The organism is uncultured Aquimarina sp. (genome assembly GCF_947492965.1).
GTDB lineage: Bacteria > Bacteroidota > Bacteroidia > Flavobacteriales > Flavobacteriaceae > Aquimarina.
Window position 1 is genome coordinate 742,743 of record NZ_CANLOZ010000002.1, and the last position, 15,544, is coordinate 758,286.

Consider the following 15,544-nt stretch of genomic DNA (forward strand, 5'->3'; position numbering starts at 1 on the left):
TAAAATTTGTTTACAAAGATGTTCCTCCATCTAATGTTATGGTTTGTCCTGTTATGAACTTTGTAGCATCAGATGCTAACCACACTACCGCTTCTGCTATTTCTTCTGCTTGACCATATCGTTTCATAGGAATTACACTTTTAAGCATATCATCCATATCTGGTCTTACAGATAATAATTTATTAAGTAGTGCAGATTCTGTATATCCGGGACATACTGCATTGATTCTAATGTTTTTCGTAGCGTATTCTAATGCAGCTGACTTTGTCATTCCAACTACGGCAAACTTACTAGCACTATATGACAGGTTGTTTAATGATGCTTTTAGACCAGCCAGAGAAGCTATATTTACAATATTTCCATGACCTTGTTTCATCATTTGCTGTAGTGCTAATTTCATACAATAAAAAACTCCTGTTTGATTGACGGCAATCACATTATCCCAGTCTTGCAATGTATATTCTGCTGTTTTAGACATATTTCTAGGACCAATTCCTGCATTATTAACCATTACATCCAACTGCCCGAATTGATCAACTGTTTTCGTAATAAGAGTTTCTACCTCTTCATAACTTGCCACATTCGCTGGAATCACTGCAGCTTTTCCTCCTTCATCGAGTATTTGATCCGCTGTACGTTTTGCTTTTCCTTCTTTTATATCCGATACTATGACCGTTGCTTTGTGTTTTGCAAAATGTTTTGCGGTAGCAGCTCCAATACCAGAACCTGCTCCTGTTACGATAACTATTTTATTTTGTACTTGCATATTCGTTTACTTTTGATGAAGTTGTTTCTTAATGATTTGCGCATAAAATAAGACGAGAGTCTAATAAGGATCTGCTTCTCATTTCCCCTGGATAAGCCTTATGACTAATCATTCCCATAAATTCTTCTTTACTTTCATATTGTACAATTAATATTTTGTCCCATTCTACAGTATCTTCAGGTCCAATTAATCCATAGATCGGTTTTCCGTTGTAAACTATTTCAGCGTTTGTTGCTTTAAAAAAGGGAAGTGCTGCTTTCATATACTGAGCATATGCTTCTTCTCCAGTTATTCCCTGCTCTTCTATAATATCTTTAAATTTCAATAGATTAATCATTTGAAAAGATCCTTCGATAGGTAATTTCAAAAAATCACTTAATTGTTTTTCAGTTATACTAGTATAGGTTTTCATAAAGTTGATATTTACAATCTTATTTCTTTTAATCCTTCATACTTGTTATAAATTTCGCTGTAATGTTCTTTTATATTATTTAAAATAAAATCATATGGTACATCTTCAAAATGCCCATAATCCTCTAAATACTCCATAAAAGCACCTCCTTCATTATCAAACTCTTGAAACATGGAATCTTCTTCTCCATTAAATTCTAGTGGTGCTACATTACATTTTTTACACAACTCTTTATTAAATGCTGGAGAAGCTTTTAACCATTTTCCATTAAGAAAGACATTAATCATTCCGTGCGGTGTTAATTCATTCGTTCCAATTTTTTCAATCAATCGCTCCACACCTATGTGGTTTTTTACCTTTGCTAAGTGTATTCTTGCAGGAATTCCAAGACCTCGTAATCCTGCGATTAATATGATCGATTTATCTAAACAATGCCCACTATTTCTTTTTACTAATGCACTTGCCTTATACGCTTCTTTTTTTAAACGGATATGATAAGGATCATAACGCCACCCATCTCTAACTTTCAGATATAAACCAACCGCTTTTTCCTTTTGTGTTAGCTCTTCATTATCAAACTCCTGTATCATATTTTTAATATCAGCACTTTGATAATCGTAATAGTATGTTTCCTCTAAATAATTCATTTTTTCCAGTATTAGTCAATCTTTTTTGTTTGGATTGCCCTCCATGCCAACGAACATAACAAAGCCGATGCCTGATCCAATTGGGCAAAACGCGGGTCTGTTGTTAATCCTTTATCATACCTGTAGTAAATTTGCTGGGCAATCACTGCAATTTTAAAAAGTCCGAAAGCATAATAGAAAATCAGATTATCGACAGTATTTCCACTTTTCACTGCATATTTCTGAACAATTTCACTTCTAGTTGGATTGCCTTCCATTATGGTAGGTGAAGGAATTCCTTTTTTTACAAATTCATGATCACTCTGCATTGTCCAATATCCTAAAGATGTGCCTAAATCCATTAAAGGATCTCCTAGCGTTGCCATTTCCCAATCCAAAACAGCATTTACCTCATTCCAGTTCTCATCTTTAAAAACAATATTGTCGTATTTAAAATCATTATGAACTAAGCTGTATGTATACTCTTTTGGCTGATGTGTCTCCATCCATTCCATTACTTTTTGCGCTTCTGGAACATCTTGAGTCTTTGCGGCTACATATTGCTTACTCCAATTAGATACCTGACGCTCCACATATCCCTCTGGCCTACCAAGATCTTCTAACCCTGCTTTATTATAATCTATCGCATGTAATTGAACAAAAGTATCTAACCAAGATTCTGCTATTTTCTTAAAACTTGTATCATTAATATTTCTCTTTTTTGCTTCTTGAATGCTTAGAATAATTCCTTCCACTTTTTCCATCACATAAAACTGGCATCCCAAAATACTTTCATCATCAGTATAAGCATGCATCTTGGGAACTTTTGGAAACGCCTTATAAATACCGGACTGAACTCTAAATTCTCGTCCCATATCGTGTCCTCGTTTTATGGCACCAAATGGAGGACGTCTTAACACATACTCCTTATCTTCTATTGCTACTAAATATGTAAGATTGGAGTAGCCATGAGTATATTGCGTAACCTTCCATGGACTCTCTATACTCTGTATAAGGTCATTTTTTTGTAGAAATGATTTTAATGCTTCTTCATTAAGTTCCTCTCCTTTACGAACATCTTGCATGATACTAATCTTTAAAAAGCGTTGATTTTATATATTACTCAGCGTATTTTTTTATAATACTTTTTCCTAATTGGTACATATGCACTTCATCTGGTCCATCTGCTAACCTTAACATTCTTGCAGCAACAAAAAAATGTGCTAAAGGAGTATCTGGACCCACACCTTTTCCACCATGAATTTGCATGGCTCTATCAATTACTTTCAATGCCATTTTTGGAGCTACTACTTTAATCATAGCAATTAAATCTTTGGATAATTTATTCCCAAATTTATCCATCTTATCAGCTGCAGAAAGTGTCAATAATCTAGCCTGCTCGATATCACATTGTGATTTTGCAATTTCTTGCCGAATACTACTGTAATCTTTAAATGTTTTTCCGAAAGCTATACGTTCTGAAGCTCGTTTTGACATTAGCTCTAAAGATCTCTGAGCCATTCCGATAAGACGCATGCAATGATGAATACGTCCAGGACCTAGTCTTCCTTGTGCTATTTCAAAACCTCTTCCTTCTCCCAGAATCAAATTTTCTTTGGGAACACGAACATTTTCTAGTAAGATCTCTGCATGCCCTTCTGGTGAATCATAAAAGCCGAAAACCGATAAAGGTCTAATTATTTTTAATCCAGGTGTATTCATAGGTACTAAGACCATACTTTGTTGTTGATGCCTTGGAGCTTGTGGATCTGTTTTACCCATTACGATGGCTATTTTACAATTAGGGTTCATTCCGCCAGAAGACCACCATTTCCTTCCATTAATCACATAATCCTTTCCATCACTCACAATGGAAGTTTCGATATTTGTTGCATCCGAAGAAGCGACTTGAGGTTCTGTCATTAAAAAAGCAGAACGAATATCACCATTTAACAAAGGCGCTAACCATTGTTTTTGTTGATCTTTTGATCCATACTTTGCCAAAACTTCCATATTCCCAGTATCTGGCGCACTGCAATTAAAGATTTCTGAAGACCATAAAATACGTCCCATAATTTCTGCTAGAGGAGCATACTCCAGATTTGACAATCCTGGACTTAGATCTTCGTACGCTTTGGGTAGAAATAAATTCCATAAACCTTCCTCCTTGGCTTTCTGTTTTAATGATTCCATACCAGGCCATGGTTTCCAAAGATTATCAGGATGATACAGAAATTCATTGACCTCCTTTTCTACAGGCAGAATATACGTATCAAAAAACGAAGTAAGTCTCTCTTGAAGATCTATAATTTTTTCTGAGTAATCGAAATTCATATACTCTCTATTATTAGCTATAATTATTATTTCAAAATCTATCTCTCAAGATTAACCTGCTATCATATAACCTCCATCTGCAGTATACACTCCTCCAGTCATATAAGCTCCAGCATCTGAAGCTAGTAAACAAACAATCCCTGCCATTTCATCTGGCATTCCCATACGAGATGAGGGCAATGATTTTTCTATTTTATTAAGTAGCTTTTCATTTTGCCAAAGAACAGCACTGAATTTAGTTTTGATAAGTCCTGGACAAATTACGTTCGCTCTGATACCATATTGTCCCCATTCTTTAGCTTGATTCTTAGTTAACATCAGTAAAGCCGCTTTACTCGTACTGTATAAACCCAAACCAGCTCCTGGATGCAAAGCTTCTACAGAGGCTATATTAATTATACTACCACCTCCTCTTTCTTTCATAGAAGACAATGCCAGATTAGATAACAGCCAAGGTGCTTTTACATTTACATCCATGATCTTGTCGAATACTTCCTCTTCAGCTTCCTCAATTGGAGCATAAATAGGATTAATAGCCGCATTGTTTACCAAAATATCCACTCCACCATAATGTTCTATGGTTTTCTCTATTAGCTCTTTACGTTGATCGGCTTTACCGATGTGACAAGCAATTCCAATCGCTTCTAAACCATTGTTATTGAATTCTTCTGCGACGTTATCAACCGCTTCCTGATTTCTACTACTTATAACCACTTTGGCTCCATATTCTGCCAATCCTTGAGCGATTGATTTTCCAATTCCTTTGCTAGAACCAGTTATGATAGCTACTTTTCCTTTTAAATTGAATGATTGTTGTATACTCTTCATTAGATGTTTAATGAATTAATAATTTTTAAATTGTGGGATAAATTAATGTAAGATCTCTTTTTCAGTTGCTACTGTAAGTACTTCTTCATTCGTTAGAATTTCTGCTAATCCAGTAGTCTTTGGCAACTCGTATTTATAATAAAACCGCATTGCATGAATTTTACTTTCATAAAACTCTTCTGAATATTTTAAAGCGCCAGAAACCAATGTGCTCTTAGCAAAAGTTGCTGTTTCTAGCCAAACCCAAGCTAGGGTGATATTACTTAAAAATTCCATAAAAGGAGAAGCATCAGATAAAAACCTTTCGTAATCGCCTTTTTTAGCAAAACCGACTAAAAATCCAATTACTTTTTGAGCTAATTGAAGTTTACCACCAAGGGTATTTGCATATTTTCTTAGATCTTCGAACTTAGATGCATTTTCTATAGTTAGCATTACTTCCTTAGTAAGTAATTCTAAAGCCTTTCCATTTTCCATTAAAAGCTTTCTACCTAGTAAATCTTGAGATTGTATACCTGTAGTACCTTCGTAAATTGGAAATATTCTTATATCTCTATGATATTGCTGCAATATAAAATCCGCGCAAAACCCATATCCACCTAATACCTGTAGACCATTAGAAACAGCTTGTGCTCCCATCTCTGAAGGATATGTTTTTACCATCGGAATGATCAATTCTAACAATAAGCTATATTTTTCTTTTTCTAAAGGATCTGTAACAGTCTCTTTAAGATCATAATATTTTGAAGCTAACAATACCAAGCTTAGTGAACCTTCTGCAACTACTTTTTGCAATAAAAGCATTCTACGAACATCAGGGTGATTGATAATTAACGTCTGGCCTTGTTCAGGGTCTTTTTTTCCTGTACTTGCTAGCTTTCTTCCTTGCGGACGTTCTTTTGCATATTGTAATGAGGCATGATAAGCAGCTGTAGCAATTGCCGCTGCACCTCTTCCTACAGCGATTCTTGCACCGTTCATCATCAAAAACATATATTTCAGTCCTTGGTGTGGTTCACCAACTAACCAGCCTTTACAATCATCTGCATCGCCAAAACCTAAGTGCGTAGTACAATAACCGCGTTGACCCATTTTTTGAAAATCTGCAACCGTAGTAACATCATTACTAATAAGTCCTCCTTTACCATCAGGTCGTTTTTTAGGTACAATAAATAAGGAAATTCCTTTTGTTCCTGCTGGAGCTCCTTCAATACGTGCGAGTACCAAATGGACAAAGTTTTCTGCATATTGATGGTCTCCTCCAGAAATAAATATTTTCTGTCCTGAAATTTTATAAGAGCCGTCATCCTGTGGTGAAGCTTTTGTAACCACATCCGAGAGTGAACTACCAGCTTGGGGCTCCGTTAAACACATTGTTCCTCCCCAATCACCAGATAACATCTTAGGAACGTATGTGTCATTCAATTCTTTATTAGCAAAATGAATGATGAGTTCTGCCGCTCCTAAGGTTAAGCCTACATAACCAGGTAAGTGATTATTGGCTGCATCCTGAATAAAAGAAGAGGCTGTATAAACCATCATAGGCATTTGCAATCCTCCAGCCTCATAGTCAAAGGTTCCTGAAATGAGTCCCATTTCTCCACCTTTTTTCATCATTACTTCTACCTGTTTATGAACCACTACTCCACCATTTTTGTGATACGCAGGTTTTTCATCCATTTCCTTGAAATACGGAAATAGTTCTCTATCCGAAAATTCTTTTACCGAATCTATAAACAAATTCAACGAATCTTTATCATGATCGGCAAAACGTTCTTGCTGTAATACCTCTTCTAAATGATGAACGTCATATAAAAAGAATTTTAAAGTATCTATATCTACATATTGATTAGCCATTGTACGAAGTTTTAAGAAGTTGATTGTTGACAACTCATTAAATTTCGTGAATATTTAATACATTCTCATTAAACATGTTTAATAAATGAGAAATTTAAGATTTCCTTAGGTTTTCGATATAACAAAAACAAGCTCTATTGCTGACTAAGACGTTTTCTTATTTTTGAAAGTCCTACTGGTGTTAATCCTAGATAAGAAGCAATCATATATTGGGGAACTCGTTGAAAAAGTGAAGGCCTTTTTTCCAACAACTGAAGATATCGTTCCTGATTTGACAAATTTTTAATGCGATTAATTTTTTGAAAATTATTTATATAGGCCTTCTGCATTGACAATCGCCCAAAGCGCTCTAATGCATGAGAATGATCAAAAACTTTTAATGCATCACTTTTAGATATCGCATAAACTACTGAATCTTCTGTAAGTTCCAAATATGATTCTGAAGGTATTTCTTCTATATAAGGATATAAATCTGTAAAAAAAGTGTTCTCCGTATAAAACTCCATAACCCTTGTTACACCATCTTCTACAGTATAATAGGTGGCACAACCTTGCTTCATATAATAGAAATCCCGGATATATTGCCCTGGTTTTACGAGAAACATTCCTTTTTTATATGTTTCTTTTTTATAAAACTGAAGCCCAAATTCCATATCCGAATCGCTAACTGGTGTAAAAGACCGTATTTTTTCTTCTAAATCTTTCAATACTTATGGCTATATCAACGAAAGAACAAAATATTTATATAAAGACCAAGTATTAGGAGAGGAATGAGTTTATGGTATAAAAAAAAGGCCACTTACAAGAAGTAACCTTTTTCGACTATTTATAAACTACAACTAAACAATTTATTATTTACGGATCGCATAACTAGATGCTCCGGGAAGGTCTCTTAAAAAATCAACTGCACTTTTTAAAATAAGCTCAATAGAAGAATAAAGGTGATTCATAACTGTGTGATTTAAAGATTAAACAAGATAAATATACATAGTTATTAACAATTTAACAAAAAAATTGTTTAAATTATGTTCATAATTTGTTTATATGTACTAATATTAGGATTAAATTCAATTAAAATCATATTAAAAATTAATTTTGTAGTCTAAAACTTTCAAAAAGTGTTAATAACTATGTTAATAACTGTATTTTATGTTGAAAACAATGAAGGTAAACCTCAACTAAGTTTAAAAAACTAATGCTTTAACAGTTCATAAACCGTTGCTCATGATTAAAAGTGGAATTATTTCTAAAGAATATCAGTATGTACATTTTGATAAAAACTTGTAGTTTTTAATAATTTTTGTTCTTAAATTAGAGGTAAATTCCCCTATTATCAACACACAATCTTTATAAAAAACTGTATGTCAAATAATTAAAAATCAAACATAGACTTGATTTATGGAGCAACCAAACCTATCTTTTATTACTAAACTCTCTAATGGAGATAAAGTCTTTGAAGAAAAAATCTTTAAAGTAATTCGAAAAGAATTTCCTGAAGAAAAAGAAAAGTATTTTTTAAGTATAAAATCTAGAAATTATACAAAAGCAGCAGAAGATGTTCATAAGCTTAAACACAAGATTAGCATCTTAGGGTTAGAAAAAGGATATGATGTTGCAGAGAAATATGAAGACAATCTGAAAGAATCCTCTGAAGTACTAAAAGAGGAGTTTGAAAATATCTTAACTAATATCACTGCTTATTTAGCAGAAACTCTATAAGGTCTTGTCATATTACTTTTTTAAACTATAGTGGTATGCTATTTGACCCAACTGTCCAACAATTTTCACAGAGTCTTTCATGGATAATTTGGAACCATCAGCATGTATCCATCTTTTAAGTGGTTGTTCGCATATATATGAAATTGCTTTTTTCTTTCCGTAAAATTTTCGCATTCTCATAAAAATCTCAACGTCGAATAACCATCGAGTAATAAACTTTTCTTTAAACAACTCGTTAAAAACCTCTTTATCCATTATTTTGGCGCCACACTGAGTGTCATTAAATGACATGCCTAATATATTACGAATGATCAGATTAATAGTTTTACTAATTATTTTACGTCCTGATTCCTTGGTGATATCCGCTCCCATCCTACTCATTCTGGATCCACTTACAATTTTAAAATCAGAAGAGGCTATTGTTTTTACCAAGTCATCAAAATCCTTGAAATCTGTAGAAAGATCGGCATCTAGATATCCTATATAATCTAACTGTTTATCTTTTGCCATATGTAATACTCCTTGTCTCACTGCCTCACCTTTTCCACCATTTTTCTCGCAATTATAAACACTTATATTATCTTCTCTCCCTTTTTGTAACTCTAATAAAACATTAAGTGTATCATCTGTACTTCCATCATTAACAAAACACAAATGATATCCTAGATTACTATTCGTAAAATCAATAAATTCCTTACTTAACAATCTTTTTTCTTCATTGTAGCACGGAATTACCACTCCCACACAATTTCTTTGTAGTATTTTACCTTTGGAATCATCGCTAGGAATCCTGTCTTTCTTCACCCCTAAAATCCTACCTATTCTAACCGAAACTTCATTCAATGATAGAGGTTTTTTCATATAATCATCGATCCCTAAATCAAAACCATTAATGATGGTATCTTCATCGTTATTCCCGGAAAGTACTAATACTTTTACATCAGGTTTTTTCTCTCTTTTTACGGTTTCTATCACTTCTAAACCAGACATTCCATCCATATTAATATCCACGATGATAAGATCAGGGTCAAAAGAATCAAAAAGACGTAATCCTTCTTGTCCGCTATCCGCACATTTTACTTCATATCCTAAATCCGTAAGATGTTTCTCTAAAGATAATAGTATTAGTTGCTGATCATCAATCGCTAAAATTCTTTTCATTATATATCTAATTTAAAACTTATTATAAAATCTTAATCGAGCCTGTACTATTTGGATTTGTGGAAGTATCTGTTAGCGACAAAATCACTAAAGATATTATTAGTTGTTTTATAAATTTAGGGAATTTTCACCTAAACACACAAGTAGATAATTTTATTTTCAAAATATTTGTGTAATTCAAGTTACAGTTTTTATTCGAAAAAATCAATTAAAGATAGTTTTATAATAGTTAGAAAAACAGTAGTTAATCTTTCAGTAACCTGTACATTTGCAAAATGTCATTTACAGATCAAAACCAGCAGGTATTTTTAAAAAAACTAGGTATAGATAAGCTTAATCCTATGCAAGAAGAAGCAGGATTGGCAATTAGTTCCAGCGATAATGTCATTTTATTGTCTCCAACTGGAACAGGAAAAACTATTGCTTTTCTGTTACCTATCTTTGCCAATCTAGATGTTGATTGCCAAGAAATCCAAACGATTATAGTAGTTCCGTCTAGAGAACTTGCGATACAAATAGAAAAAGTTGCCAGAGATATGGGAACTGGATTTAAGATCAATGCCGTCTATGGAGGAAGATCGGGCTCACAAGATAAATTAGATTTAAAACATCGTCCTGCGATTCTTATTGGAACTCCCGGTAGGATTGCCGATAGACTTCGACGGGATAACATCTCAGTAGCTCATCTTACCACTATTGTTTTGGATGAATTTGATAAATCATTGGAAGTAGGTTTCGAAAAAGAAATGATAGAGATTATCAATGCATTACCCAATATCAAGAAAAAAGTACTTACTTCTGCCACGCAAGAGTCTACAATACCAGATTTTGTGAGACTTCACAATCCAATAAAAATCAATTATCTAGATCAAGCCACCTCTCAATTAACGCAAAAAAGGGTTATCTCTGAATCTAAAGACAAATTACCAGTATTAGTAAAAACAATTAAACACATTGGAAATCAGCCAGGAATTATATTCTGTAATTACAAAGATTCTATACAACGTGTCAGCGCATTTTTAAAAGAGAACAAGATAGATCATGGTTGTTTTTATGGAGGTATGGAACAAAAAGATCGAGAACGAGCCTTAATAAAATTCCGAAATGGAACACATCAAATAATCGTTGCCACAGATCTTGCTGCAAGAGGAATTGATATTCCCGAAATCAAATATATTATACATTATCATTTACCTATGAAGCGTGAGGAATTCACACATAGAAATGGTAGAACAGCAAGGATGAATGCTAATGGTACTGCTTATATCCTGCAATGGGAAGAAGAAATACTTCCTGATTTTATAGATGAAGTTGAAGTAGAAGAATTGATAGATGCTCCCATTCCGGAGAAATCTGAGTGGAAAACATTATTTATTTCTGGAGGAAGAAGAGACAAAATATCCAAAGGAGATATTGCTGGTCTTTTTATAAAACAAGGAAAGTTACACAGAGATGAATTAGGCATTATTGAAATCAAACCTGATTGTGCTTTTGCAGCCGTAAAGGCTTCTAAAGCAAAAAAAGTAATCGAACAGGTTACAAATACTCGACTAAAAAAGAAAAAAGTTAGAGTGACCATGATTTAAAGGATTAAAATAAAAAGAGGAACTAAACAGTTCCTCTTTTTGTTTTTTTCAATATAAGTATATCTTTTTTACTTATGAGTCCATTCTAATAATCTTAGCCCCTATGGCTCTCAATCGATCATCAATATTTTCATATCCTCTATCTATCTGCTCAATATTATGAATCGTAGATGTTCCTTTTGCGCTTAAAGCCGCTATTAGCAAAGAAATTCCAGCTCTAATATCTGGAGACACCATAGTGGTTGCTTTTAATGTAGATTTAAAATCATGACCAATAATAGTTGCTCTATGTGGATCACATAAAATGATCTTAGCCCCCATATCTATCAATTTATCTACAAAAAACAATCGACTTTCGAACATTTTCTGATGTACCATTACTTCTCCTCTAGCTTGTGTAGCTACAACAAGTACAATACTTAACAAATCTGGAGTAAATCCAGGCCATGGAGCATCAGCAATTGTCATAAAGGATCCATCTATATAACTTTCAATTTGATAACCATCAGTATGAGCTGGTATGTAGATATCATCTCCTACACGTTCTATAGTGATACCAAGTTTCCTAAATGTATTTGGAATAATACCAAGATTATCCCAGCTTACATCCTTGATCGTAATTTCACTTTTGGTCATAGCAGCAAGACCGATCCAAGAACCAATCTCGATCATATCAGGCAATACTCTATGTTCGCATCCACCTAAAGATTCAACTCCTTCGATAGTTAGCAAATTAGATCCAACACCTTGAATCTTACCGCCCATGGAGTTAATCATTTTACAAAGTTGTTGCAAATACGGTTCGCAAGCAGCGTTGTATATTGTTGTTTTTCCTTTAGCTAATGCTGCAGCCATTACGATATTAGCCGTTCCTGTAACAGAGGCTTCATCCAATAACATATAAGTACCTGTAAGACCTTCTGGAGCTTCCACGCCATAAAAACGTTCTTCCTTGTTATACCTAAACTCTGCTCCTAAATTGATAAATCCTTCAAAATGAGTATCTAATCTACGACGCCCAATTTTATCTCCTCCTGGTCTAGGGATGTATCCTTTTCCAAAACGGCCCAATAACGGCCCAACTATCATTATAGATCCTCTTAATCCACTTCCTTCTTGCTTAAATTGCTCACTCTCCAGATACTCTAGATTCAGCTCATCACTTTTAAAGGTATATTTACCCTTTCCAAGTTTCTGAATTTTTACTCCTAAATTTCTAAGAATCTCTATTAATTTGTTTACATCTCTAATATCTGGAATATTAGAAATCGTAACTTTTTCTGGAGTTAATAATACTGCACAAAGAATTTGTAAGGCTTCGTTTTTCGCTCCCTGAGGTGTAATTTCACCTTTGAGCTGATGCCCTCCTTCTATCTGAAAAGTACTCATAAAAGTTGATTGGTTAAGGTAATGTTTTGGTTAATAACGTTTTTTTCCTCGGTTATTACCACCGCTTCGATAATTCTTTTTTCCAGAACCTCCACGATAGTTTTTCTTTTTTCCTCTAAGTAGATCAGTAGAAGTACTTAAATCCTCACTACTATTACGAAGATCTATTTTACCATCACTTAATTCCAAAAGATGATTAAAAATTGCCTGATCATCAACCGTATCTTTATTCCAGTTGAGATAACATTTCTTCATATGATTGGCAATTGTATATGTAAGCGCAGTTTTTAAATCTCCTTCTTCCCAACTTATTGCAACATCGATCATTCTCTTGATATTATTACCGTAGTATCGATATTTTGGGAAATTCTGAGGATATTCTAAAGGCTCAGGCCTTTCTTCTAACTTTTCTTTTGTGAGTATAGGATAAGGAGCTTCTACATCCAGTTTAAAATCACTCATAATAAAAAGCTGATCCCATAGTTTATGTTGAAAATCTGGAACATCTCTTAAATGAGGTTGAAGATTTCCCATAACCGCTATAATGGCTTTTGCTACTTTATTTCTCTCTTCTCTATCTTCTATTTCAACAGCTTGATCAATCATTTTTTGAAGATGACGACCATACTCTGGAATAATCAACTTATCCCGATCGGTATTATATTCTAAATTATTTATACTCATATGATTGTTAAAGTCTATAAAATGTATAAGTAGTAGTCTTGAGCATCTACAAAAAGGAATGGTAAGTAATATATCCTGACTTTTAGGCGGCTCAATATTTGTTTGCAAAATACTAAAATAATATTAGTATGCTTAAAATGAATCTAAAAATATTCATTCTTATAGAGAAATTACACCTTCTACTCTATCCGCTACTTCTTTATACTTAGAAATAACATGGTCCGGGTTTTTCATGCGAACGTTTATAGAAACACTAGTGTATTTTCCATTTTTGGACTGTTTGGTAGTAATCACAGCGCCAAGATTATTAAAAATCTCTTCTACCTGATTCACTTTTTCAGTTTCTGTAGGAACGATAAACTTATACAAATAGTTTGTTGGCCAAAGGGCCGTATCTGCTAATTGGGCTTTTAATTTTTTATAAAATTCTTCAGATTTTGAAGGGTCACTCATCTATTACAAAATTTTTGGGCAAAGATACACCTTCTCTTTTATATATTAAGAAGTGATATATTACTCTTTTAGTCTTTTAATTAACAACCGATATTGCTCCATTGTATCCATATCATCCGTCTTATTTTTACCATCTAAGGTAATAACTTTATCCTTATATTTCTTAATAATATATCTTGCTCCAAAATCTTCTTTAAGCTCTGATAATTCTTCAAAGTAAATGCTAGAAAACATTGCTGGAACTCCTATTTTAGCTTGCATTGCTGTAGCTACAATCGCATTTGGATTTTCGGTATAATGCTGTATCAAATTATTGAAATGCGCAAGATCTATAAAAGGTTGATCAATTAAAGATATTAATACTGCTTTATATTTCTTCGTTGCACTCATTATATGTCGAACTCCTGTACTTATAGAAGTTCCCATTCCAGATTGCCAACTTTGATTGTACAAAATACGAACTGGTAAATGTTCTATTTCCTTATTAATGAGATCAAAATTAGCTCCTAATATGACATAAGTTTCTAATTGAGATAATTTTTGAACCTTTTTGATTTCAGATACTATCAAAGATTCTTCTTTCCAAGGTAACAATTGCTTTGGAGATCCCATTCTGGTAGAAGCTCCTGCTGCTAATATGATATGCGCTATTTCTTTAATGATCTTTTACTGTATTATGAGCGAGATCATTGGAATAATCACTGTGAATACCTCCTATTTTTTCGTGTAACGGAATAGGCCTCTGATTACGAACAACAGAAAGTATTTCTGCAATAATAGAAATAGCTATTTCTTGTGGAGTTTCTGCTCCTAAATTAAGTCCGGCTGGCCCATGAATACAATCCATAAACTCATCTGTAACTTCAGGAAAATATTCTATAAATGCAGACAGCAATTTTTCTCTTCTTCTAGAAGGTCCTAACAAACCTATATACACTGGACTTGTATCTTTAATTGCTTGCAGATACAAAAGATCTTTCGCAAAATTATGTGTCATCAACACAATTGCAGTTTGTTTATCTACCTTATCAATTATTAAATCTTCAGGAGATTTATTAATGATTCTATTAGATCCAGGAAAATCATCTATAGTCTTAGGATTTTTTGGAGAATTTACCACCTCTACTTCCCATCCAGTTTTATGGGCTATTTCACTCAATACTACTGCATCATGCTCAGAACCAATAATTACTAATCGAAAGCATGGTTTCATCTCTCTTTTAAAACAATGAATTCCATTAGTATCATCTATTGACATTAATTCAAAATTGTCATAGAATCTAAAGCTATGAGTAGCATCAAAAGACAAAGTAGATCCCATAAGGAGTTCCGTATTCTCTTCTTTTGCATAAAAAGAACTCATCTCAAAAGATGTTCGAGATTGTAAATATGACTCTATTTCGTCTATATTTTCGGAACTAATTAGAAAAGGTTCTATCAAAATATATAAAACACCTTCACAACCCAAACGATACCTTCCGTTATAGGTCATAACCTTAGCTCGTCCAGAATCAAAAACGGATTGAGCTTGCCTTAACACTTCTTTTTCTACACATCCGCCACTAACCGCTCCGGTCATCTGTCCATTTTCCAGAATCAACATTCCAACTCCTGGTCTACGGTAAGACGAGCCATCAATATCAACAACTGTTGCCATGACGGCTCGCATTCCTATTTTCTTTGCTTCTTTATAAGAAGCTATTATTTCTTTAAACTCATGAGTCATATT

General features: G+C 33.6%; 16 protein-coding genes. 2 read left to right on the forward strand and 14 right to left on the reverse strand.

Features of this window, described 5'->3' with window-relative positions; genetic code table 11:
* Positions 1-10: 10 nt before the first annotated feature.
* The 8 genes from Q1B37_RS07785 to Q1B37_RS07820 all read right to left on the reverse strand — a co-directional run bounded on the left by Q1B37_RS07785 (position 11) and on the right by Q1B37_RS07820 (position 7,530).
* Positions 11-766: an SDR family NAD(P)-dependent oxidoreductase gene (locus Q1B37_RS07785; protein ID WP_299897471.1), complete on the reverse strand. Its 756-nt coding sequence runs from the start codon at positions 764-766 to the stop codon at positions 11-13.
* A gap of 28 nt (positions 767-794) precedes the next feature.
* The gene (locus tag Q1B37_RS07790; protein ID WP_299897474.1) at positions 795-1,178 is read right to left on the reverse strand and encodes a hypothetical protein; all 384 of its coding nucleotides are present in this window, start codon (positions 1,176-1,178) and stop codon (positions 795-797) included.
* Positions 1,179-1,189: 11 nt separating this feature from the next.
* Positions 1,190-1,825: a transglutaminase family protein gene (locus tag Q1B37_RS07795; RefSeq protein ID WP_299897477.1), complete on the reverse strand. Its 636-nt coding sequence runs from the start codon at positions 1,823-1,825 to the stop codon at positions 1,190-1,192.
* An 11-nt stretch (positions 1,826-1,836) separates the two neighbouring features.
* Entirely contained in the window at positions 1,837-2,889 is a 1,053-nt protein-coding gene (locus Q1B37_RS07800; RefSeq protein ID WP_299897480.1) for a phosphotransferase family protein, read from the reverse strand.
* 34 nt (positions 2,890-2,923) lie between these two features.
* The gene (locus Q1B37_RS07805) at positions 2,924-4,138 is read right to left on the reverse strand and encodes an acyl-CoA dehydrogenase family protein (RefSeq protein ID WP_299897482.1); all 1,215 of its coding nucleotides are present in this window, start codon (positions 4,136-4,138) and stop codon (positions 2,924-2,926) included.
* A 51-nt stretch (positions 4,139-4,189) separates the two neighbouring features.
* Positions 4,190-4,966, reverse strand: a complete 777-nt coding sequence (locus Q1B37_RS07810) for a glucose 1-dehydrogenase (RefSeq protein ID WP_299897485.1) — start codon at positions 4,964-4,966, stop codon at positions 4,190-4,192.
* Between the two features lie 42 nt (positions 4,967-5,008).
* Positions 5,009-6,823, reverse strand: a complete 1,815-nt coding sequence (locus tag Q1B37_RS07815) for an acyl-CoA dehydrogenase (protein ID WP_299897488.1) — start codon at positions 6,821-6,823, stop codon at positions 5,009-5,011.
* Between the two features lie 134 nt (positions 6,824-6,957).
* Positions 6,958-7,530 carry a Crp/Fnr family transcriptional regulator gene (locus Q1B37_RS07820; protein ID WP_299600767.1) on the reverse strand — a complete coding sequence of 191 codons (573 nt, stop codon included), beginning with the start codon at positions 7,528-7,530 and terminating at the stop codon, positions 6,958-6,960.
* Positions 7,531-8,221: 691 nt separating this feature from the next.
* On the opposite strand from Q1B37_RS07820, the gene Q1B37_RS07825 reads away from it, so the two are divergent.
* Positions 8,222-8,542 (forward strand): Hpt domain-containing protein, encoded by a 321-nt coding sequence (locus tag Q1B37_RS07825; RefSeq protein ID WP_299897491.1) that lies wholly within the window; start codon positions 8,222-8,224, stop codon positions 8,540-8,542.
* Positions 8,543-8,554: 12 nt separating this feature from the next.
* Here Q1B37_RS07825 and Q1B37_RS07830 read toward each other — a convergent pair whose 3' ends face one another.
* Complete coding sequence (locus Q1B37_RS07830; RefSeq protein ID WP_299897494.1) at positions 8,555-9,703, reverse strand: response regulator; 1,149 nt, start codon at positions 9,701-9,703, stop codon at positions 8,555-8,557.
* 275 nt (positions 9,704-9,978) lie between these two features.
* Here Q1B37_RS07830 and Q1B37_RS07835 point away from each other — a divergent pair, with 275 nt between their 5' ends.
* Entirely contained in the window at positions 9,979-11,289 is a 1,311-nt protein-coding gene (locus tag Q1B37_RS07835) for a DEAD/DEAH box helicase (protein ID WP_299897497.1), read from the forward strand.
* Between the two features lie 72 nt (positions 11,290-11,361).
* Here Q1B37_RS07835 and murA read toward each other — a convergent pair whose 3' ends face one another.
* From murA to Q1B37_RS07860, 5 genes are all read right to left on the reverse strand, one after another.
* Positions 11,362-12,678 carry a UDP-N-acetylglucosamine 1-carboxyvinyltransferase gene (gene murA, locus Q1B37_RS07840; RefSeq protein ID WP_299897499.1) on the reverse strand — a complete coding sequence of 439 codons (1,317 nt, stop codon included), beginning with the start codon at positions 12,676-12,678 and terminating at the stop codon, positions 11,362-11,364.
* 30 nt (positions 12,679-12,708) lie between these two features.
* Entirely contained in the window at positions 12,709-13,362 is a 654-nt protein-coding gene (locus Q1B37_RS07845; protein ID WP_299897502.1) for a DUF4290 domain-containing protein, read from the reverse strand.
* Positions 13,363-13,521: 159 nt separating this feature from the next.
* Entirely contained in the window at positions 13,522-13,815 is a 294-nt protein-coding gene (locus Q1B37_RS07850; protein ID WP_299897504.1) for a DUF493 family protein, read from the reverse strand.
* Between the two features lie 60 nt (positions 13,816-13,875).
* Positions 13,876-14,478 carry a nucleotidyltransferase family protein gene (locus tag Q1B37_RS07855; protein ID WP_366944308.1) on the reverse strand — a complete coding sequence of 201 codons (603 nt, stop codon included), beginning with the start codon at positions 14,476-14,478 and terminating at the stop codon, positions 13,876-13,878.
* Positions 14,471-15,541 (reverse strand): XdhC family protein, encoded by a 1,071-nt coding sequence (locus tag Q1B37_RS07860; protein WP_299897507.1) that lies wholly within the window; start codon positions 15,539-15,541, stop codon positions 14,471-14,473. The genes Q1B37_RS07855 and Q1B37_RS07860 overlap by 8 nt, the downstream gene beginning before the upstream one ends.
* Between the last annotated feature and the right edge of the window lie 3 nt (positions 15,542-15,544).